This is a genomic window from Dorea amylophila (assembly GCF_025567265.1).
GTDB lineage: Bacteria > Bacillota > Clostridia > Lachnospirales > Lachnospiraceae > Dorea_A > Dorea_A amylophila.
Window position 1 is genome coordinate 19,818 of the sequence record NZ_JAOQJW010000009.1, and the last position, 19,567, is coordinate 39,384.

The 19,567-nt window shown below is 33.2% G+C and carries 22 protein-coding genes; 2 read left to right on the forward strand and 20 right to left on the reverse strand.

Annotated elements, in window-relative coordinates; all coding sequences use genetic code 11:
* Positions 1-200 precede the first annotated feature (200 nt).
* From OCV72_RS06960 to OCV72_RS07055, 20 genes are all read right to left on the reverse strand, one after another.
* Positions 201-1,976 carry an ABC transporter ATP-binding protein gene (locus OCV72_RS06960; protein ID WP_055056049.1) on the reverse strand — a complete coding sequence of 592 codons (1,776 nt, stop codon included), beginning with the start codon at positions 1,974-1,976 and terminating at the stop codon, positions 201-203.
* Between the two features lie 64 nt (positions 1,977-2,040).
* Positions 2,041-2,241, reverse strand: coding sequence for an Apre_1838 family putative sactipeptide bacteriocin (locus OCV72_RS06965; protein WP_081019422.1), 201 nt, complete (start codon positions 2,239-2,241; stop codon positions 2,041-2,043).
* A 63-nt stretch (positions 2,242-2,304) separates the two neighbouring features.
* Complete coding sequence (locus tag OCV72_RS06970; protein ID WP_227159163.1) at positions 2,305-3,858, reverse strand: radical SAM protein; 1,554 nt, start codon at positions 3,856-3,858, stop codon at positions 2,305-2,307.
* Positions 3,859-4,001: 143 nt separating this feature from the next.
* Positions 4,002-5,240, reverse strand: coding sequence for an ABC transporter permease subunit (locus tag OCV72_RS06975; protein ID WP_055056051.1), 1,239 nt, complete (start codon positions 5,238-5,240; stop codon positions 4,002-4,004).
* 1 nt (position 5,241) lies between these two features.
* The gene (locus OCV72_RS06980) at positions 5,242-6,129 is read right to left on the reverse strand and encodes an ABC transporter ATP-binding protein (protein ID WP_055056052.1); all 888 of its coding nucleotides are present in this window, start codon (positions 6,127-6,129) and stop codon (positions 5,242-5,244) included.
* A 131-nt stretch (positions 6,130-6,260) separates the two neighbouring features.
* A complete protein-coding gene (locus OCV72_RS06985; RefSeq protein WP_055056053.1) occupies positions 6,261-7,325 on the reverse strand; it encodes a sensor histidine kinase in 1,065 nt (354 codons plus the stop codon).
* 14 nt (positions 7,326-7,339) lie between these two features.
* Complete coding sequence (locus OCV72_RS06990) at positions 7,340-7,846, reverse strand: VanZ family protein (RefSeq protein WP_055056054.1); 507 nt, start codon at positions 7,844-7,846, stop codon at positions 7,340-7,342.
* An 11-nt stretch (positions 7,847-7,857) separates the two neighbouring features.
* Positions 7,858-8,553, reverse strand: a complete 696-nt coding sequence (gene vanR, locus OCV72_RS06995; RefSeq protein ID WP_055056055.1) for a VanR-ABDEGLN family response regulator transcription factor — start codon at positions 8,551-8,553, stop codon at positions 7,858-7,860.
* A gap of 502 nt (positions 8,554-9,055) precedes the next feature.
* Entirely contained in the window at positions 9,056-9,298 is a 243-nt protein-coding gene (locus OCV72_RS07000; RefSeq protein WP_055056056.1) for a hypothetical protein, read from the reverse strand.
* A gap of 223 nt (positions 9,299-9,521) precedes the next feature.
* On the reverse strand, positions 9,522-10,103 hold the full coding sequence (locus OCV72_RS07005; RefSeq protein WP_055056057.1) for an accessory gene regulator ArgB-like protein: 582 nt from the start codon (positions 10,101-10,103) through the stop codon (positions 9,522-9,524).
* A gap of 4 nt (positions 10,104-10,107) precedes the next feature.
* Positions 10,108-10,257 carry a cyclic lactone autoinducer peptide gene (locus tag OCV72_RS07010; protein WP_081019423.1) on the reverse strand — a complete coding sequence of 50 codons (150 nt, stop codon included), beginning with the start codon at positions 10,255-10,257 and terminating at the stop codon, positions 10,108-10,110.
* A 141-nt stretch (positions 10,258-10,398) separates the two neighbouring features.
* The gene (locus tag OCV72_RS07015) at positions 10,399-10,812 is read right to left on the reverse strand and encodes a hypothetical protein (protein ID WP_026648511.1); all 414 of its coding nucleotides are present in this window, start codon (positions 10,810-10,812) and stop codon (positions 10,399-10,401) included.
* Positions 10,813-10,910: 98 nt separating this feature from the next.
* A complete protein-coding gene (locus OCV72_RS07020) occupies positions 10,911-12,221 on the reverse strand; it encodes a sensor histidine kinase (protein ID WP_055056058.1) in 1,311 nt (436 codons plus the stop codon).
* A complete protein-coding gene (locus OCV72_RS07025; protein ID WP_026648513.1) occupies positions 12,208-12,936 on the reverse strand; it encodes a LytR/AlgR family response regulator transcription factor in 729 nt (242 codons plus the stop codon). The genes OCV72_RS07020 and OCV72_RS07025 overlap by 14 nt, the downstream gene beginning before the upstream one ends.
* Complete coding sequence (locus OCV72_RS07030) at positions 12,937-13,311, reverse strand: helix-turn-helix domain-containing protein (protein ID WP_055056059.1); 375 nt, start codon at positions 13,309-13,311, stop codon at positions 12,937-12,939.
* A gap of 135 nt (positions 13,312-13,446) precedes the next feature.
* Entirely contained in the window at positions 13,447-14,109 is a 663-nt protein-coding gene (locus OCV72_RS07035; RefSeq protein WP_055056060.1) for a DUF6973 domain-containing protein, read from the reverse strand.
* Between the two features lie 233 nt (positions 14,110-14,342).
* Positions 14,343-14,768 carry a hypothetical protein gene (locus tag OCV72_RS07040; protein ID WP_117467776.1) on the reverse strand — a complete coding sequence of 142 codons (426 nt, stop codon included), beginning with the start codon at positions 14,766-14,768 and terminating at the stop codon, positions 14,343-14,345.
* 27 nt (positions 14,769-14,795) lie between these two features.
* On the reverse strand, positions 14,796-15,578 hold the full coding sequence (locus tag OCV72_RS07045; RefSeq protein ID WP_055056062.1) for an ABC transporter permease: 783 nt from the start codon (positions 15,576-15,578) through the stop codon (positions 14,796-14,798).
* A gap of 2 nt (positions 15,579-15,580) precedes the next feature.
* Positions 15,581-16,366 carry an ABC transporter permease gene (locus OCV72_RS07050; RefSeq protein WP_055056063.1) on the reverse strand — a complete coding sequence of 262 codons (786 nt, stop codon included), beginning with the start codon at positions 16,364-16,366 and terminating at the stop codon, positions 15,581-15,583.
* Positions 16,359-17,282, reverse strand: coding sequence for an ABC transporter ATP-binding protein (locus OCV72_RS07055; protein ID WP_055056064.1), 924 nt, complete (start codon positions 17,280-17,282; stop codon positions 16,359-16,361). Before OCV72_RS07055 ends, OCV72_RS07050 begins: the two co-directional genes overlap by 8 nt.
* 163 nt (positions 17,283-17,445) lie before the next feature.
* Here OCV72_RS07055 and OCV72_RS07060 point away from each other — a divergent pair, with 163 nt between their 5' ends.
* Both OCV72_RS07060 and OCV72_RS07065 read left to right on the forward strand, forming a co-directional pair.
* Positions 17,446-18,138: a response regulator transcription factor gene (locus OCV72_RS07060; RefSeq protein ID WP_055056065.1), complete on the forward strand. Its 693-nt coding sequence runs from the start codon at positions 17,446-17,448 to the stop codon at positions 18,136-18,138.
* Positions 18,138-19,532, forward strand: a complete 1,395-nt coding sequence (locus tag OCV72_RS07065) for a sensor histidine kinase (protein WP_055056066.1) — start codon at positions 18,138-18,140, stop codon at positions 19,530-19,532. Before OCV72_RS07060 ends, OCV72_RS07065 begins: the two co-directional genes overlap by 1 nt.
* Positions 19,533-19,567: the final 35 nt, after the last annotated feature.

The window sequence follows — 19,567 nt, forward strand, 5'->3', positions numbered from 1 at the left end:
TCGAGCGTTAATTTTCACAGAAGTTCACAATAATATGAATATGCTTCTTACTTTTCAGATTAGATATGTTCCGTTTTATGCAAGCGCCTAATTTTAAAGTTGTGCATATCCACCGAATATTCATCCTATAAATAATTGTTGGGAAATGTTAGAACAGCAGCATTTCTCTCTATTTCCAAAAGGAGAGTAGGCATCATGCATTACCCTTTATTTTTTAGGTTCTCTTGATTATATAAATCTTGATATACACTACAATTTTTCAATAACTCTGCATGTGTTCCTATACCTACTATTTTACCCCCATCTAATACAATTATTTTATTAGCATCCTGTGCAATTTTTACTCTATGGGTTATATATATTGCTATCTTATTTTTACTCACCTCAAAAAAACTCTTAAAAATTTTGGTTTCTGCTGTTACATCTAATGCGGAACTAGGCTCATCCAACAAATATAAATCTGCATTTTTATAATAGGTTCTTGCTAACGCTATTTTCTGCCATTGACCACCTGATAATTGACCTCCTTCATCAAACCAATTTCCTAATCCTCTTTTTAGTTCGTATCCTCTTTCGGTTTTTAAAAAATCAACGTTTGCTTTGCACAATGAATTTTTAATTTTATTTTCATCGACTTCTGTACTAATATCTCCTATATAAACGTTCTCTTCCAATGTACCTTCATACTTTAAAAAATCTTGAAAAAGAACAGATATACAATTCCTGTAACTCTTTACATCAATATTCTCCAAATCAAGATTATTAACAAATAGCTTCCCACTAGTAGGTTTATATAACCCACATAAAATTTTAAATAAAGTGCTTTTCCCAGATCCATTTTTTCCTACAATTGCAATCTGTTCGTTTGATTTAATTTTTAAATTAATGGTAGATAGTGCCATTTTACATTGAGGATAATCGAAAGATACGTTTCTTAGTTCAATTGTCTTTATATTATCTACTTTTGTACCACCTAACGCATTCTCCCCTTCTTTTATTTCTAAAAAATCTTTTAGTAATTGTATATATAAATTTGCGTTATAAATAGAATAAACATTAGAGGCAATGCTATTTGTAGCATTTTGCATCATGGACACAGCATTTAAATATGACATAGTGGTTCCTATCATTTTTTTCCCTACGTAAGCCAAATATATTGCAATAATCATTATAATTATACAAACTATATCTTGTATAAACGAAATAATCATATTTAAAACAGCTCTGGTTTTTTCAATTTCATTGGCTTGTTTTATGAAAGTTTTGACTAAGCTACAATATTTATCCAGCAAATATTTTTTTAATCCATATGCTTTTACCTCTTTAAATGCTGTATCATGTGTAAGTAAATATGTATAATACCACGCTTTTCTTTCTTTTCCACTGCGCTCATATCTCATTAGAAATTCTTTATTACCAACATAAATTTGTCCTATAAACATTAATATTGACACAGCAATCATTATAATCACAAGAATTGGATTCCATGAAAGTAGTATCATTGCGGCTGAAAATAACGAAACTAAATTAGATGCTAAGCCTAATACCCCTTGCATGGTCTGATATGGTTTATTTCCAATTTCTTGTTCTAAACGATTTATCATATCATATGTTTCTGTTCTCTCTAACATTTCCAATGATAAATCCCCACATTTTTTCATAAGAATGTAATTTATTCCATAAACTAAATGATTGTTTAAATTGTTTAAATTATAGCTTGCTAAATTCTGTAAAAGCGATTCCGAGATAATTAGCCCGAAATATAAAATCAAAAGATACACCACATATTGATATGATTGTGTCTTGTTTTGTATTTCATTTAACAACTGTTGCATTACCAATAAGGACGAAACAGGAAGAATTCCATTTATTATAGACAAAATAAATGCCAGAATAAATTTTGCTTTACATATTTTACAAATTAATCTTATCGTATAATAAATCAAAAAAATATTCCTTTTTATTTTTTTTAGCATGATTTTTCTCCTATATAGTGAAGGCGTAGCACATATAGTACTACGCCTTCGTTTTTACTACCTCTTAGAGAGTACTAGAACGGAATGTAGCAACAGCATTTACTCTGTTACCTGTACGATACTCTCCTTCGCCACCACAGCCACAGCCACAATGAACACAACCATCATCATTGCCTCTGTAACCTGCATATCCATCAGTACACATGCATGCTCTCGGCTGCACTCCTGATCCAGGTGTTCTTCCAATTGGATTTACAAACTTCATAACGATTCCTCCTTTCTTTGTAATTTAAATACATCTATGTAAATATAAACGTATTTACCTTTGTTAATGAATTTCCATTTCATTATATTGTTCCAATTCGCTTGGATTTGCCTCCATTAATGCATGATATCGTCTTAAATTGTCTTCCAAATACTTTCTTTCGTTTCGACATGAATTATGTCGATATGAAAGATGTAATCCATTAGCATCGTAGCAATTAACATAACATAATGTACATAAATTAACTGCCCAACATTCTTTACAATACTCTTTTGCTTCTTCTATAAAGTCTTCAACATAAAGTTTCTTAATTTTTTCTTTATCAAATCCCTCATTCACATTGCCTAAACAAGGTATATTTCCTACTTTTTCACAATGTAAAAATTCACCTTTTGTAGTGACATAAATCCTTCTTTGTCCCGGCACGCAGCATCCATTCATTCCATACTGTTGAATAGGTGTTTCTGTCAACAAGCGTTTGTGTATAATCATCATTCCCTTATCCATATAACCATCCGTAAACAAAGTTTTTTCTGTATTATCTGGATTTGATTTATACACTTCTTCCCATTTCATTAAAGGTTCATAAAACTCTTCCATAAACCATCTATCTTCTTTTCCTTGCGGTAAAAAGTAATCACTCTCTGACGGTCCATGATCTACCGTTGCAGTCAAAATCATAACGTCTTTGGGAATCCATTCACTTTTTTCGATAAACTCCTGAATTTTTGTATACTGTTCAAGATAACCTGGTCCCGATACAACCATATTAAATCCAATCTTAGAACTCTTTCCTTCCTTATGGAATGCTTCAAATAGTTTTTTTGCTCCCATAACTGTTTTTTCAAAGCTACCTGTCCCATTAACCATAAGCCGATTTGCATCGTGCATTTCCTGAGGACCATCCAAGCTAATAATAATATTGAAATTATTTTTGGCAAAATACTCTGCGATCTTATCATTTACCAATGTTGCATTTGTAGTGATTGCAAAGGACATATCCTCGCCAAATAATTTTTTAGCATATTCAACTGCTCTTTCAATAAGTTCAAAATTTAGTAAAGGTTCTCCACCATAAAATCCAATGTGCCTATTTTCTGCATTTTGGGAATGCTCTTTTAAAAAATCAATAGCTTTTTTTGCAACATCCCATTTCATGTTTTCATGTCCGAACGCCCTGTATTCTGGATGAGAAGGATGATAAATACAATATTTGCAACGTAAATTACATTTTTCAGTAACTTCAAGAGTAACATTCTCAACCTTATTTTCAAGAATATCATCTAACTCTGTTACTGCATCACCTGTCAGCGTTTTTAATGGTGGAGCTTGTAAAATATGTTCATTTTCCATTGCCGACTTAATTTCTGAAATTGCATCCTCAAACTCACTTTTACTTAATTGAAGATTTTTAATATCTTCGACTGGCATTCCCTCCAATAAACTTTTCAGTACAATGTAAACGTTCGAATTTAATTTGGCAACTTTTCCAGTTCCTGTATCATAAAAATAATAATTTTTTTCTGTCTTAAAAACTTTACCCAAGCGCCCAATTCTTCCATTTTTTTCGATTTCAGATACCAGCGATTCTAAAGATATTTTTTTCTGCTCTTTCACTCTAAACACTCCTTTCATTTGGATTTTTTATTATGAACCGATTATATCAATAAATCCCCCAAAATATATTTTGATGTAACAATTTCGATACTTGATGTAATAAATCCTCTATACTTTATGAATATAGCCCTTTTTCCTTATATTTACATCTGGTGCCTACAATAAGTTCGAACTGTAAGAAATAAGAAAACAGGAATCTCAATCAATGCGGAAATTAATATAGTATACGGTGTCCAAAAACTCATTCCCCCAATATGTAGGTAATTAAAATTGATAAGTTGATACAGAAAATTATTTTGCATACCAAGTCCCGCAGATGGAAAAATAGCTGAAATCCAATTTACCCCTAATGCTGTGTAAGCAAAAGTCGGAATAAGGACTATGCCAATAGCAATCAACAATACCGTCAATGTATCTTTGCATTTTGCTGATAAAAAAAAAGTACAGTAAACACAAGCTAAAACAGATATCAACCCTACTAACGAAATAACAATCTGCATCTGTGCTAAGTCCCAGTTTGGCAAGTTAATAATAGAAAACAACATTTGAACAGAAGATTGTAAACAATTTGTTCCAAATGTGATATCTGAAATTGCTAAGTGCAGTGTAATACACATAGTATACACAACCATCACAATCATACTGGAAGCCAATATCTTTGTAATAGCTAATCTGGTACGACCATGCTTTGCACAACGCAAAATACTATCCGCGCCTGATTGATATTCACCAGAAAAAATAGGCGTGATAATGGAAACACATAAAATTGCCAAAATCATAATATAAAGCTCAACATAGTCAAACGCATCTTTGGAATATCCTGCATAAAGTTGAAATGGCATATCGACTTTTTTATATTGTTCTAAGGCTTGTTGTTGTGCGGCCGGATGATTGCGTTGCTCATTCCTCATAACATCTGCCAGATGAGTTTCACATTTCTGATAATAATTTTGTGCAACATCTTCTGGATCAATATCCATAAGATCAGGTCCTATTCCAGTTAACGGATCAGCATATAGTTCTGGCAACGCTTTAAGCAATGGACGAATAGGTACAATCTGTTTAATACTGACAGAAAGCGGAAATGTGTCACTTTCCATAGGACCATATTCGTTTATCAAACTTTGATAAATTCTCAAAGCCTCACTCACTTTTTCTGGAGTAACTTCGCCATTTATAGCAGAATATAAATCACGCTTAAATTCGATTGCCTCCATACCATCAAGTTCTGTTTTTGTTCCATCTGGGTTTGGACGATTTATGGACTCAAAAGCAATCGGCAGATATGCCATAACAACAGACATAACCAGAGCCACAGCAATTAAGATAAGTGTGCGTCGTGATTTCAGGACACGCTTTACTTCTAAACAAAATAAACGCATATTATTTTTCCTCCCTTTCGACATCTTCTTGTGGAAACAACCATAAATACAAATCTTCCAAACGCGGCTCCGCAAGAATGGAACCCTCTACTTCGGAGTGCTCTGCAAGATAACGAATAGATATTTGATTATTGTCCTCGCCTCGCTGATTGATAATCCTCAGACGCATTTCATAGTCCATCATCTTATGAGCAGGAATCGCACAGCTCCATACTTTCCCCTCAATCTGTTTTACCAAATCGCTTGTTGTTCCCACATCAATAATCTTTCCAGCTTTCATAATCGCATTACGAGTTGCAATATATTCAATATCAGAAACAATATGCGTAGAAATCAACACAATACGGTCATGGGAAAATTCCGAAATGAAGTTTCTAAACCGTACTCTTTCTCCAGGGTCAAGTCCTGCTGTTGGCTCATCCATAACAAGAATTTTAGGGTCATTCAGCATGGCCTGTGCAATTCCTACACGACGTTTCATACCACCAGATAGTTGTGCAATTTTTTTTCGCTTCACATCAGAAAGGGTAAGAATATCCAACAGATAGTTGATTTTCTTTGTGGTTTCTCTGAGCGGCACATCCTTTAGTGCAGCAACATATTCCAGATAGTCTTTGACCGTAAAATCGCGGGAATAGCCAAAATCTTGTGGCAAAAAGCCAAAGATATTGCGATAATCTGCTCCCATTTTATGAATGTCTTTCCCATCCAAAGATATACGACCACTACTAGGTGTCATAATGTCTGCAAGTATTCGCATGAGAGTGGTTTTTCCAGCCCCATTTGCCCCCAATAATCCCCATACGCCAGTTGTTAATGTAAGGCTGACATCATCGACTGCAGTTTTATCTTTGAACTGTTTGCTGATGTGTTCAATCTTTAATTCCATAGGTGTACTCCTTTCTCTTAAACAAAAAACTGTCCTTGTTCAGTAACTATTGTACCGAACAAAAACAGTTTAATCTCAAAGATATGGAACAAAATCTCCTAAGAAATTCCTAAGATTTTACTTCTAAATGCCTAATCAGAAATGGGAAGCATAATCACAAAAGACACCATCTCATTTTCGCTAAACGCAGTAATGGTTCCACCATGTAATCGTATAATTTCCTCTGCAATCGACAGTCCTAATCCTGCACCGCCTGTATCAGAAAGGCGGGCTTCATCCAAGCGATTGAATTTTTCAAATATGCCAGAAATTTGTTCAGGTTCAATAGTCCGCCCATGATTTTCAAAGTTTATTTGAACGCTATTACCACAACGCTTTGCAGTTATAATAATCTCTGTATTAGGATAGCTGTATGCCGCTGCATTTTTCAAAAGATTACTAAAAACCCTTGCCAGCTTTTCCGGATCAGCATATACAACTAAATCATCATCAACCGTAAAAGCAGCCGAATTGCCTTTTGCAGATAAAGAGGGATATATTTCATCAACTACCTGTGCCAACAAACACTGTAAGTCTACCTTTTCTTTCTTTAACGAGACAGTGTGTGCATTATATTTTGTAATTTCAAACAATTCATTGATAAGCTTTTCAAGTCGTTCAGCCTTACTTAATGCAATTTGAACATATTTTTCTTTCTGTTTTTCAGGCATATCCGGTGCTTCGTGGAGTAAACTTAAATATCCAATCACTGTTGTTAGGGGAGTGCGTATATCGTGGGCCAGATACATAACAATTTCATTTTTCCTATCCTCAGCTTCTTTTGCTACCTGTTTGCTTAACAACACAGACAGTTTAATCTGGTTAAGTTGTTCCTCTAATTCTTTAAGGGGATCAGACAATGCTACAGGATGATCATTCTGCTCATAAACTGTCTGTGTTGCGGAAATAACTTCATCCAAATATCCCCATGGTTTTTTCCAGAAGTAATTAAATATACATACAAAACCAATGATTAGATAGAAAATAAAAATCATATCTATACGCCAGTATAGCCATGATAAAATTTTGCTATCGAATTTCGGAAAAATGAATTGTGCCAAAATATCCAGTCCTATACCAGTTACAGTATATAAAAATAGTACTAAATATAATTGTACTCCAAGCCGCTTTTCCGTAGTAAGTTGCTTTTTTTTCATAAGCACGCCTCCAATCAATTTAAAAATAAAAGAAGTGCCAACAGACCGATTATGAAGGTGCTCACAATTACAGCAATAACCAAAAATAATTTATCTGCTTTTTCTCGACTTTTTAGCAATCGAGCCACAATAGAATATAAAGCAATACCCAAAAGACCGCCTGCTGTGTTAGTAATCAGGTCGGTAATATCAGAACTACCAATAGCAAGTATATACTGTGTAATTTCCAGCAATAGACTTATTCCAGCAATTATCAATAATTTCAAATAGGATTTGCTCTTAAACAAAAGCATTTGCAGATATATGCCCATTGGGACAAAAATCAATAAATTTTCAAGAACTTCTTTTATGTGAAAATCTACTCCAATCTCTTTATCGTAATAAAATGGAATAATATTTATCTTTCTTACAGTGTCTAAATCATTGATATTGAATTGCAGCTTAAATAATATTATCCAAACCAAAAGTGCCAGATAAATCAAAAAAAGAACTGACACCCCAAATTTTCGCTTTCTTTTCATGGGTTCTCCTTTCAGATTTTATAACCTACTCCCCAAATTGTTTTGATATATTTCGGGGTATCAGAAGTATCTTTTAATTTTTCACGCAAATGTCGGATATGCACTGTGATAGTGCTGCTATTTTTTGAATAATATTCCTCTTTCCATACTGCATGAAATAAATATTCAATGCTTACAACCGTCCCGGCATTTTCCAACAAAACATTAAGAATTGAAAACTCGGTCGGAGTCAGCGACACATTCTCACCATCCAATAGACATTCATGTGTCTGCACGTTCAATCGTAATTTATTGTATGAAAGTTCTGGCTTTATTCCTTCTTCACTTGTAACGGATGAATATTTTTTGTAGCGTCGTAGCTGGGCTTTTACTCTGGCAACCACTTCCAAAGGACGAAATGGCTTTGTCACATAATCATCGGCACCTAATGTAAGTCCAGTAATTTTATCTGTTTCCTCAATTTTGGCAGTTAGCATAATAATGGGGTAAGTATATTTTTCACGAATACGCTGACATAAGGAAAAACCATTTATATCCGGGAGCATAATATCAAGAATAGCAAGATCTATATCGCCCTTTTCAATACAAGGTATTGCATCTTTAGCACAGTAATATTTATAAACAATGTAATTTTCATTTTGCAAATAAACTTCCAGTAAATTTGCTATATCCTTCTCATCATCTATAACTAATATTTTTTCGCACATACCATCATCACCCTCTTTCCATAATTTGAATTATAACAAATTTCCTTTATTTATTCATTATGATTTTCATTAAAAACTATTAAGATTTTCATAAGAACTTTTATATATACAAACACTTCTGCCTTTTCGTGCTATTTAATTATAATCCTATTAAGAATTCTTGATATCGTTATATAAAGCTCTATTACTTACCAGATGTTTTTTGTACAAGTCAACATCTATCTTAATTTCCTCTATAATTTTTTCTCTATCTTGTTATCCCATGTCCATTATCTTTCAAAGCAATTTTATGCTGACTGTCAGCCGCGGCATCCTTCTAAAATTGATTTTTAAGCTAAAAGGTATAAAAGCAAGCTAAAGTTTTCCCTTTCTTTTCTCAATATTATGTGTTAGTGATTTCATGAGATGTCACAAGATTGCTCACATCAGTTGACGCTCGTTTGGTTAACTTTCTGTCACCAGTCAGTTAGGCAATACCGCCTGTTTCCAGGCGGTACCTGCTTTATGAAGTTACCATCCTAAGCATCTCGTGTTCCACAACGAACTTGATCATATAATCATCGATTAATCGTTTCTGATTTTGAAACGCATACATCAAAGCTTTTTCACAGACACGGTTGATCATCCGTGGGATTCCTGCAGATGCCTTATGGATCTCATCCAATGCCTTGGTTGTAAATATCTCTTGCTTACATCCTGTACAGTGCATATCGATGCGTTGACGGATGACTAACTGTTTCTTCACACGCTTTCCTTTTGTATGCTGATGGCAGTATACAGGTTAATTCAGAGACAGGCAAGTAAATCAGTTGTTTGATGATTCATGAGGTCAACAACAATTATGGTATCTTTGTATTCCGAAAAAATATTCTGCATCTTTTCCTCCCACAACAGTCTTTTCTATATTTCTGTACAGTTTTACCATTTTAAATAAAAAACGCGGAAACAATAATATTTTATCATTCCCGCTAATTTTTCTCTTTTTCAACTTTATACTTTATGATGCCGATACATTGTGATATAAAAACGGTCAACGCTGTCAACGCAATCAAGGATAAATATTTTTTCATACCTAAAGCTGTACAACAGCCAGCAGCAATGAAAATAGCTCCTAGTATTTTACCTGTTACTTTTCGGCAATGTTCCTTTTCTTCTTTTTTCAACTCATGGTTAATGTTTTCTACAGGAGAAAGTTTCCATATACAAATGGAACTGACCAAAATAATCCCCCAAGCCACAAACAGCTCTAATGGATATTTGTTATTAATTTGCAAAATCATAACTTGAACAGTAACAGAGCATGTAAAACAAGCCTTAAAGCTATTCAGATGTACACCACCAGCATAGGTTCTTAAAAACATAAAAACACCTGTAGACACAAGGAATTCTGGGATTGTATGCAAGTATATCGCTATACTCATACAGACGAATAGGCAAATTAACATCTCTAATCCAATCTGAAATCCATATTGATATACTGCATACAACTCCTCTGAAACTGCACCGGCATCAATAACGTATCTTGTTATTTTTTCCGATAATTTTCCCATAAAATTAAAGTTTCTTCATTTTTTTCAATGCTTCTGGCATCTTTGGCTGATGATAAATATAACAGCAAGCACTGTCCGCTGACATTTTACCAAGTTTCAGAGATAAATTTGCTAATACTTTTGCTGGCTGATTTTTTAAATTTTTAGATTTCATAATTAAAATCTCCTTTCATTTGTTTACCAATACATTACTACAAAAAATCTCCCATTCGGTTCTCTTGTAAAAAAACCGAGTATTGATGTAATTTTTCCCAAAAAGGCAGAAAAAAAGAAGCAATGTTTCTCCGGTTCTTTCTCAACATTGCCTCTTTTTTGCTGATGTATGTTTTTTTATATACCAATTCCATAAAATCAGGTTCTCTATCTTTTTCTTATATTTTCGTGTGTTATCTATTGTTTCTATATAATCGTAAGCTCCTGCTTTCAGTATAGAAAAAATATCCTGTATTGATCCCCCTTCGCTAATAGCAAGAATAGGCGTTAAATGCCCCAAACTCCCTTTTATTTTTATAATAGCCGCAAATGCCCTTTCCCTCTCTATTATCTCTTTAGTAAAATGGAAAATCACAACATCTGCCGTTGGATATCTATTGTTTTCCAACTGTTGATAAGTACACCATTTTAATTGGTGTTTTTTCCCAATAATCCTTTCAGTACTGTTATACAGTTTCTCATCATCACTAAACAGCAATATTTTCACACTATCCATATATCAGTCCCCATACCGCATACCAAATTTATCTTTCCATTTTACCATTCTTTCCTTTCTCATTATTTTTTATGTAATTATTTCGAGTGTTCATGTAATTATTCCTGCACATTACTATATAAGACTATCCGAATTTTAAATTTTCCTGGTTCTGAATCCTCTATTACCACTGATCCATGATATTTTGCTACTGCCCGATACACAGAGGCTAAACCTACTCCATGATTTTCTGCATCTGACTTTGTAGATTTCAAGCGGTTATCTCTTGTTTTTAACAGCTTCCCTTTATAACTATTGTCTACGAACAATAATAGATTATTTTTATCAAATTTCATTTTGACATTTATATATTTATTTTCTTCAACCTTCTCTGCTGCTTCCACTGCATTTTCCAGTAAATTTCCCAATATCAGACTCAGATCAGCTCCTTTAAAAGGCATTATCATCGGAATACAAATATCCGTTTTAAAAATTATTTTTTTGTTTTGGGCAGTTACATACCAATATCCAATAAGTGAATCAATCACAATATTCCCACTATTCGATATTGAGGCAATCACCATACCGCCCTCTCCCATAATTTCTTCAATAAAACCTGTCATTTTTTCATATTCTTTATTTTCTGCATAAGCAAGAATGGAAATAAGATTATTCTTCATATTGTGTTTTATATCCCGCAACTGCAACATTGAAAGTTCTCTTTCTTGCTGATGACGTTCGCATAATTCCAGTTGCTGTTCATATACTGCTGCCATTCTCCTTAACCGCAAATCATCAGCCAACTTCATATAGACATAAAATATCAATATGTTCATACCAAGTAAAATAAGTACAGTAAATGTAGAGTTTATACGAGTACGTCCATTATTATTTGCAAATCCAAGCATAAATATATTGTTCATGATATAAATGCTTCCTGTTGGGATCAACACAAGTAAAATACTGTATCTGACCGGCAATTCCTTAATATCATCATCTGTGAACACTTTCTTTAATGCAAGAATTACTGCATTAAAAAATATTTTTGAAACAAAAGAGCCTACTTGGCGAACTGCAGCATATTGAGGGCAGTATGTTATCAAAATATAGTTGCACAGGGTTTCCATCAACATCCAAATCGCATTAAAGGTAATTACAAATACACCTTTGTTCCACCATCTACCTTCATAAGTCATCATAACTGCCAAAAACGTAAACATAATCGTCACAGCAATATTGATGTAGGCAGGAAAACTAATAATCGTTGTTATTCCAAATTGCCAAATCACGAACAGCGTTATACCGATCACCGACAAATACCTTTTTCTCTTACGAGCAAAAAATATATCGAAATAAAAAAAGAATAAATATACTGCCCAAAGGCAAAGCAATATATCTATCCCACACATTAATACCCTATTCGTCCACATAAAACGTATCCTCCATAGAACAATATTGTTCACTAATTATCTTTCTCCGGTCTTCACTGATTGAAATTTTTTGTCCATTATCCATTACTACAGAATCATAAGATTGTCCGGAGATATGTTTATAATTCACCAGAAAAGACTGATGAACTCGCAAAAAAGAAATTTTACATGTTTTAAGGGTTTCTTCAATCTCATTAAGTTTTCCGTACAGTTCAAGGATTTCTTGTTCCGTTACAATAAATATTTTTCGTTTGTTGCTTTCAAAATATAAAATATCCTTGATTGGTACTTTATGATTCATACGTTGATAACTATAGCGAAAATAAAAATCTTCACTATTAATGTCTTCATATACCGACTTAAAGCACTTTTCCATTATTTTATCTGTTACAGGTTTTACAAGAAACTGAAACGGTCTTACCTCAAAGGATTCCCTCATATAACTTTCATGGCTCGTAACATAAATAATTCGCACATTTTTATCGTATGTTCTAATTCTTCTAGCTGCCGAAATACCATCTTCTTTATCCATTTCTATATCCAGATAAATAACATCATACCTCTCACCTGCTGCGATAGCATCTGCTAAACTCTTTCCATTCCAGAATACTTCTATTTCAGTATCAACAAAATTTCTTTTAGCTATATCCTGGAGAAGTCTTTCGATTTTTCCAGTTATTTGAATATCATCATCACAAATTGCTATATTTAACATTCACTCCACTCTCTTCTGCATGTTTGCTGATTTTTTCTTCTCACTCGTTTTTTTTACTATTTGTATAATTGACCAAATCATCTCCTGATCACATGGATCTAACTCTTTATACACTTCCACTAAATCGTAATATTCGTCTAGTACTTCGTTCATTTTCATCTGCCCATTCAAATCTCTTTTTACATCTGAAACTCCCAGCAAATAATCTGTTGTTACATTGAAGTAAGCAGCAATCTTTTTCAGAATATCTACTTTTATTAACGTAACATCTCTTTCGTACTTACTCAACATTTGCTGTGTTATCCCTAATTCTACTGCAAGGATTTCCTGTATTAACCCTCTTTTCTCACGTAATTGTTTAATACGACTTTCCATAATTGCCTACCTCTTAATCATGTTGTACTATCATGCTACCCTATTTCATTCATAGCGATACAAATAATAGAAGTAATCAATTACGCAAAATATGCAAAATACGAAGACGAGCAGTGCAATCGCACTGCTCAAATCTTATTCATGTAGCCATATAAATGATGTTGTTGCGGAATATATTTCCTGATAAATAATATCCGCCATTTCACTTTCAGAAGCTTCTTTATTTTTTTCTCCTATTTCTCTTCCCACTTCATTGTTATGTAAGTCCATATCTCTATGTGCTGTTTTTGGATATCCATCTGATTCTGTTCCTGTAACATCTTTGTCTTCATGAGCAGTTGCAAATAACTCTGCCCTTTCTTTTCCTATTAAAACAGTCATTTCAGCATTCCAAATTCCATGACGAAAAGCATCACTTCTGTTTCCTAAACCATTTGTCCCAAATTTTGCCTCTGTCTGCGAAGTAGCAATATTTTTTGCTTTATTTACCTTTAGGGCATCAAAAGGATAACGAATACATAGTTTCTTTTCTGAATCTGTAAGCGCATTCCAAATATCTATAATCCCTCTTTCCACATCTTGATGATTGGCTTCCAAAAAAGACATGAGCATTTCTTCTGAGTAATCTGGGTGAGTAGCCTTAATGTTCTGGATTTCTGCAATCAATTTTTCAAAATCCTCTTCTTCTGCACCAATCAAATCACTTCTTTGCTGGTCATTTTCGCTTGCCATAACAGAGAATGGAAAAGCCATTATCACCACCAGCATTAGGCTGAATACTTTAAATAGTTTCTTCATAGAATATACCTCCAATCTCATATTATGATTATATTTTACCATATTTAATGTACTATCCCATCTACATGTAATTTTTTCGATTCGCTGTGTAATAATTCCCATAGAGGCATTTTCAAAAAAAAGAATGGCAGTATTAAACAACCGCCATTCCACTCTTCATATACTTTTTACCACAGTAAAATGCAACCCAACCGGTATCTTCCAAATTTACCCATTTTTAGCATTTTCTATCTTTATTTCACTTCTATTTTTACTGTTCCTGAAAAATCATTACCTACAATCCCGATATAATTACTGCCATCTGGTAATGTTATTGTATTTTCATAAGTACCTGTTGTTTTTATTAAAGTTTTAGGTTCATTGCTACCAGAAATAATGAATATTTCAGCTTCTCCTTTTGTTATTTCTAGGTTACAAAACAATTCAACCTGCTTCCCTGCCGCTCTTTCTATTGTTGTTCCTCCAAAAAGATATTCTGTATCAGAAAATTTTTTGTACTCTGCTTGATATGTCCCCGTATAATAATCTTCCCCATAATCTCTTTTCCCTTGCAGGTTTATATCATTGGTTAATTGTACTTCTCCCACCTTTTCGACTACTGCATTATATTTTTCCAACACCTCCTCTTTTGAACACCCAGACAATAACAAGCAAAACATTAGAATAAAGAAACAACTTTTTTTCACTTATAACCACCCTTTCTTTGGTTTGACTTTTTTTGTTTTTGTACGAGTTTTTTTGTTCTCCTTTTCTTTCATTGTTGCGACTAAAATTACAGAAATAGCAACAATAATTATCAAGCTACATAAACACAATGGAAAACTCCATTGTACGGATGTATCATAACTTCTATACCCAATTAATCCCAGACTTGCAGTAATAGGATATATATTAGCCAATGTCATATTTCCTGCTGCAAACATACCTCCATATCCATACACAAAAGCAACAATGACACCTATCATAAAGCCGCCTGATAGTCTGCTTGTTATAACAATAATTGGTAATACCGCTAGATACAAAAATAAATTTTCCAATGTTATTTGTACTAATCCTTGAATTACCAAATTTACTGTAAATCCAGGAAAACCAACTATACATTCTGCAATTAACGTAAATATTGTACAAATAAGCCCAAATAATATTGATAACATTGCACATACAATAAGTTTTCCTACCAACAACTTTTTAAATGAAATTGGAATGGTAATAATATTCTTCAAAACATCGTCTTTTTCTTCCCGCGATATAATATATCCAGCAATCAAAGCTATGCACATTGGGAAAATCATTGACATATTATTTTTGATTACCTGCTCTATTAAGTATCGAAAATCCCATACAGATCCATCATTAGCCATAGAAGTAAAAAGTGTCAATAGAACAGAGAGTAGCATAAGAGCTATCCCCGCCCATATAATATGATAACGTTTTAATTTCAATAATTCGGTTTTTACAATAGTCCTCAATTTTATTCCCCCCTTTTCTTGTACAAACAGTCAATTAATAGTATTGAAATTCCTGCCATAATCCCAAGAATTAATATTACTTGAAAAGTTGAAGGAATTAATCCATTCATTTGTTCAAGGTTCATATTAATTCCATGTCTTTTCATATCTCCAGCACTCCAAAATGTTGTAAGCGGCGTAGGAAGTAACCATAATATTGTCTTAGGTAATGCATCGAAAAGTGCTGTTGCACTCATATTTAAAACGCTATAAAAAATACATAATAAAACAGAGAAAACATAAGTACGACTAAAAAATACCACTATAACAATCAATGGTAATGTTCCTGCGGTAATAAATATTCCTGTTTCAACCGCCAGAAATATTTTGTATCCTAAACCGTATACATCTAACGTAAACATACCAACCAGAACTGTTGCTACCGTTGATGCTATGCAAAATACAACGCCTATAATAAATAGCACTATAATTTTTGCTGTAACTACTTGCGTACTGGATAATGGGATTGTTTTAATATTTTTAAATGTATCATTATCACGTTCAATAAAAAACAACATAGCAGCTACTACTCCGATAATACAGGGTAATAAAAATTGGATTCCATACCCCAATACCATATTGAATAGTCCGTCAAATGCGTCCGCTTTATCAATATATTGCTCCATCATAGCTGGTGTTGTCATTAAATAAGCCAATGGAAGCGGAAACATAAATGCAGCTAAAGTTACTAAAAGAATAAACTTTTTTCTTTTCAATTTTTGAAATTCAACCTTAACTAATTTAAGCAATTCCTTCACCTCCGGTCACCCTTTTAAAATAATCTTCCAATGTTTCTTCGCATAAATGAACTTCTGTAATTTCCAATCCTTGCTTTACAAAAACATAAGTAATTTCTGATCTAGGGATTGTTGTATTATATAATTGAAGTCTATTTTTATCACATATTTGAAAATCATCACATTCAAATTCTTTTCTTAAAATTTCCGCTGCGCGCTGGCTATCCGATACCATAAAATTGACATAGCGACTATTTTTTTTCGCCAATTCTTTCATACTTTCTTCTTCAAGTAAAATTCCCTTATCAATAATCCCTATATCATCTGCCAGTAATTCTATCTCTGATAATATGTGACTAGAAATCAAAATAGTTTTTCCCTGAACATCACATAACTCTCTAATAAACGAACGTACCTCTGCAATACCTATAGGATCCAAACCATTAATAGGCTCATCTAATATCAGCAAATTGGGATTGTGCATAACTGCCAATGCAATGGCCAGTCGTTGTTTCATCCCAAGTGAATATTCCGCAAATAACTTTTTATCACGATAGGGCAAACCGACAACTTCCAAAGCATCTCTTACACACTTACTTTTATTTAATCCTCTAAGCTCCGCAAAAATACGAAGATTTTCAGTCCCAGTCAAATTAGGATAAAATCCTGGTGATTCTATTAAACTACCTATATGCGGTAAAATATCTTTACTATTGGTTTCCATACTTTTCCCAAATATTTTTATGTTTCCCGATGTCGGTTTTGTTAATCCTAACAGCATTTTCATTGTAGTCGTTTTTCCTGCTCCATTACGTCCCAACAGTCCATAAATTCTTCCTTTTTTCACATGCAAGTTCATTGCAGAAACACTCTTTTGCTCTCCATACTGTTTTGTTAAATTATTGGTTTGAATAATATATTCACTCATTTTTTTATACCTCCTTTTTTTATACTGTAATTATATACCAACTACATTGAGATTTCCTTGAAGTAACCTTGAGGTAACCTTGAGATTTTCCTCTTTCTCTATACTTCTTTTTCCACAAGATGTATAATAATTTAAACTATAAAATTTTAGGAGATAAAAATATATGTATGATAAATTTATACTTATCGTTGATGATGAACAAGAACTACTCACCCTTATTAAAACAATCTTTGAAAGAGCAGGCTATACAAAAATAATGACCGCAACATCTGGAGAAATGGCTTTACAAATAATAAGAGAAACTCTACCTGACATGGTTATTCTTGATGTTATGTTACCTGGTATGGACGGATTTGAGGTATTGCAAGAAATCAGAGCCCTCAGTAAACTTCCGGTTCTTATGCTGACCGCCAAAGATGCAGCCGAAGATCGTTTTTCTGGTTTTGAATTGGGAGCAGATGATTATTTAATCAAACCATTTTTGCCTAAAGAACTATTGTTACGTGTTCAAGCTATTTTAAAAAGAAGTTATCCTACAGAGAAACGAATTATAGAATTAGAAAATTCTTTTATAGATATTGATAAGGCAGAAATACATCGTGAAAATAAAATTATTCCTTTGACTGCTAAAGAATACAATATATTATTAAAACTTGTAGATAATGCCAATCACATTGTAACAATAGGAACTCTTTGCCAAACTGCTTGTGGTGAAATGTGGCAAGGGTATGAAACTACCCTCATGACACACATTCGGCATCTTCGAGAAAAAATCGAAAAAAATCCTTCTTCTCCTGTTTCACTGCTAACAGTTAAGGGGCTAGGGTATAAATTGCTAGTGAAAGGAGTAAAATAATGAAGCTTGCCAAGCGTTTTTTTAAAAAATATCTTCTTTCCACCCTTATTATATTGATTTTATTTTTTGTACTAAATATTATTTTAATATGTGGGACTTTACTCATGGCATGGAATAATTCTACTGATCCAGATATACCCGTCCAAACCATTAGCAAAAATATCACGCTCAATGTAGATGGAACAATTTCTTCTACTGATTATATAGAAAATATTCTAAAAAATAAAAGTGCCTGGGCGATGATTTTAAACGAACAAGGAAATGTCATTTGGGAAAAATTTTTACCCGAAGAATTGCCAAGAACCTATTCAAATTTACAAATAGCCAAGTTTAGTCGGTGGTACTTACAAGAATATCCTGTTTTTATCCAAGAACATTCTGCCGGCTTATTGGTTATCGGGTGCGAACCTAATAGTATAACAAAATACAATTTTTCAATAGATATTAATTATATTCACAGCCTAATAGTCGGTATCTTTTTAATGATTTGTTTTAATATATTACTGATATTTATATTATTCTGGCGTAATACACATAAAATAGAAAAATCTATAGTGCCAATCATTGACGGTATTGACTCTATTGCTCAGGGAAAACCCATTACCCTTTCAGAAACAGGTGAACTTTCAAGTATAAATGCTGAACTAAATAAGGCTGGAAAACATCTTCTACAAAAAGAACAGGCGCGTGCCGAATGGATTAATGGTGTTTCGCATGATGTCCGGACACCTCTTTCTATTATTTTGGGATATGCTTCTGAAATCGAAAAAAATGAAGATGCTTCGCAACCTGTACAACTACAAGCAAGTATAATTCGTAAACAAAGCGAAAAACTCCGTAGCCTAATCGCAGATTTAAATTTAACTTCAAGACTAGAATACTCTATGCAGCCTTTAATAAAAACCAGTTTTTCTCCTGTGGAGATTGCCCGCCAAGTAATCATTGGCTTTATGAATGGACCAATAGACAACAAATATTCTTTTGATTTTCATTCATCATCTGATATGATTCCAGTATTGATCAAAGGAGATACGGAACTTTTTTCAAGAATGCTAAGCAATCTAATTCAAAATTGTATTAATCATAATCCTCATGGTTGTGAAATAACAGTTGAAATTTTAAAAGAAAATGATACCTGTATTATTTCCGTCATTGATAATGGTGGCGGTATGACTTCTACACAAATAGAAAAAATGAATAGTGGTATTTTTCCTAATAATATGTACAATTCAAATGGGGAGTCTGTTCATGGATTTGGTCTAAAATTGGTTTACCAAATATTAACCGCCCATAACGGAAATATCAAATATGAAAATATACTTCCTCATGGCTTAAAGGTCATATTAGAGATACCTATTGAACATATTGATCCGTATGAAGAAAAGATCTCTTAAAAGAACAGGTGAAAGCCATTATCTGACTTTCACCT

Coding starts and splice junctions, on each gene's coding strand:
- OCV72_RS06960 (WP_055056049.1), bottom strand. CDS start 1,976: ATGCTAAAAAAAATAAAAAGGAATATTTTTTTGATTTATTATACGATA.
- OCV72_RS06965 (WP_081019422.1), bottom strand. CDS start 2,241: ATGAAGTTTGTAAATCCAATTGGAAGAACACCTGGATCAGGAGTGCAG.
- OCV72_RS06975 (WP_055056051.1), bottom strand. CDS start 5,240: ATGCGTTTATTTTGTTTAGAAGTAAAGCGTGTCCTGAAATCACGACGC.
- OCV72_RS06980 (WP_055056052.1), bottom strand. CDS start 6,129: ATGGAATTAAAGATTGAACACATCAGCAAACAGTTCAAAGATAAAACT.
- OCV72_RS06985 (WP_055056053.1), bottom strand. CDS start 7,325: ATGAAAAAAAAGCAACTTACTACGGAAAAGCGGCTTGGAGTACAATTA.
- OCV72_RS06990 (WP_055056054.1), bottom strand. CDS start 7,846: ATGAAAAGAAAGCGAAAATTTGGGGTGTCAGTTCTTTTTTTGATTTAT.
- vanR (WP_055056055.1), bottom strand. CDS start 8,553: ATGTGCGAAAAAATATTAGTTATAGATGATGAGAAGGATATAGCAAAT.
- OCV72_RS07005 (WP_055056057.1), bottom strand. CDS start 10,103: ATGGGAAAATTATCGGAAAAAATAACAAGATACGTTATTGATGCCGGT.
- OCV72_RS07010 (WP_081019423.1), bottom strand. CDS start 10,257: ATGAAATCTAAAAATTTAAAAAATCAGCCAGCAAAAGTATTAGCAAAT.
- OCV72_RS07015 (WP_026648511.1), bottom strand. CDS start 10,812: ATGGATAGTGTGAAAATATTGCTGTTTAGTGATGATGAGAAACTGTAT.
- OCV72_RS07020 (WP_055056058.1), bottom strand. CDS start 12,221: ATGTGGACGAATAGGGTATTAATGTGTGGGATAGATATATTGCTTTGC.
- OCV72_RS07025 (WP_026648513.1), bottom strand. CDS start 12,936: ATGTTAAATATAGCAATTTGTGATGATGATATTCAAATAACTGGAAAA.
- OCV72_RS07030 (WP_055056059.1), bottom strand. CDS start 13,311: ATGGAAAGTCGTATTAAACAATTACGTGAGAAAAGAGGGTTAATACAG.
- OCV72_RS07035 (WP_055056060.1), bottom strand. CDS start 14,109: ATGAAGAAACTATTTAAAGTATTCAGCCTAATGCTGGTGGTGATAATG.
- OCV72_RS07040 (WP_117467776.1), bottom strand. CDS start 14,768: ATGTTTTGCTTGTTATTGTCTGGGTGTTCAAAAGAGGAGGTGTTGGAA.
- OCV72_RS07055 (WP_055056064.1), bottom strand. CDS start 17,282: ATGAGTGAATATATTATTCAAACCAATAATTTAACAAAACAGTATGGA.
- OCV72_RS07060 (WP_055056065.1), top strand. CDS start 17,446: ATGTATGATAAATTTATACTTATCGTTGATGATGAACAAGAACTACTC.
- OCV72_RS07065 (WP_055056066.1), top strand. CDS start 18,138: ATGAAGCTTGCCAAGCGTTTTTTTAAAAAATATCTTCTTTCCACCCTT.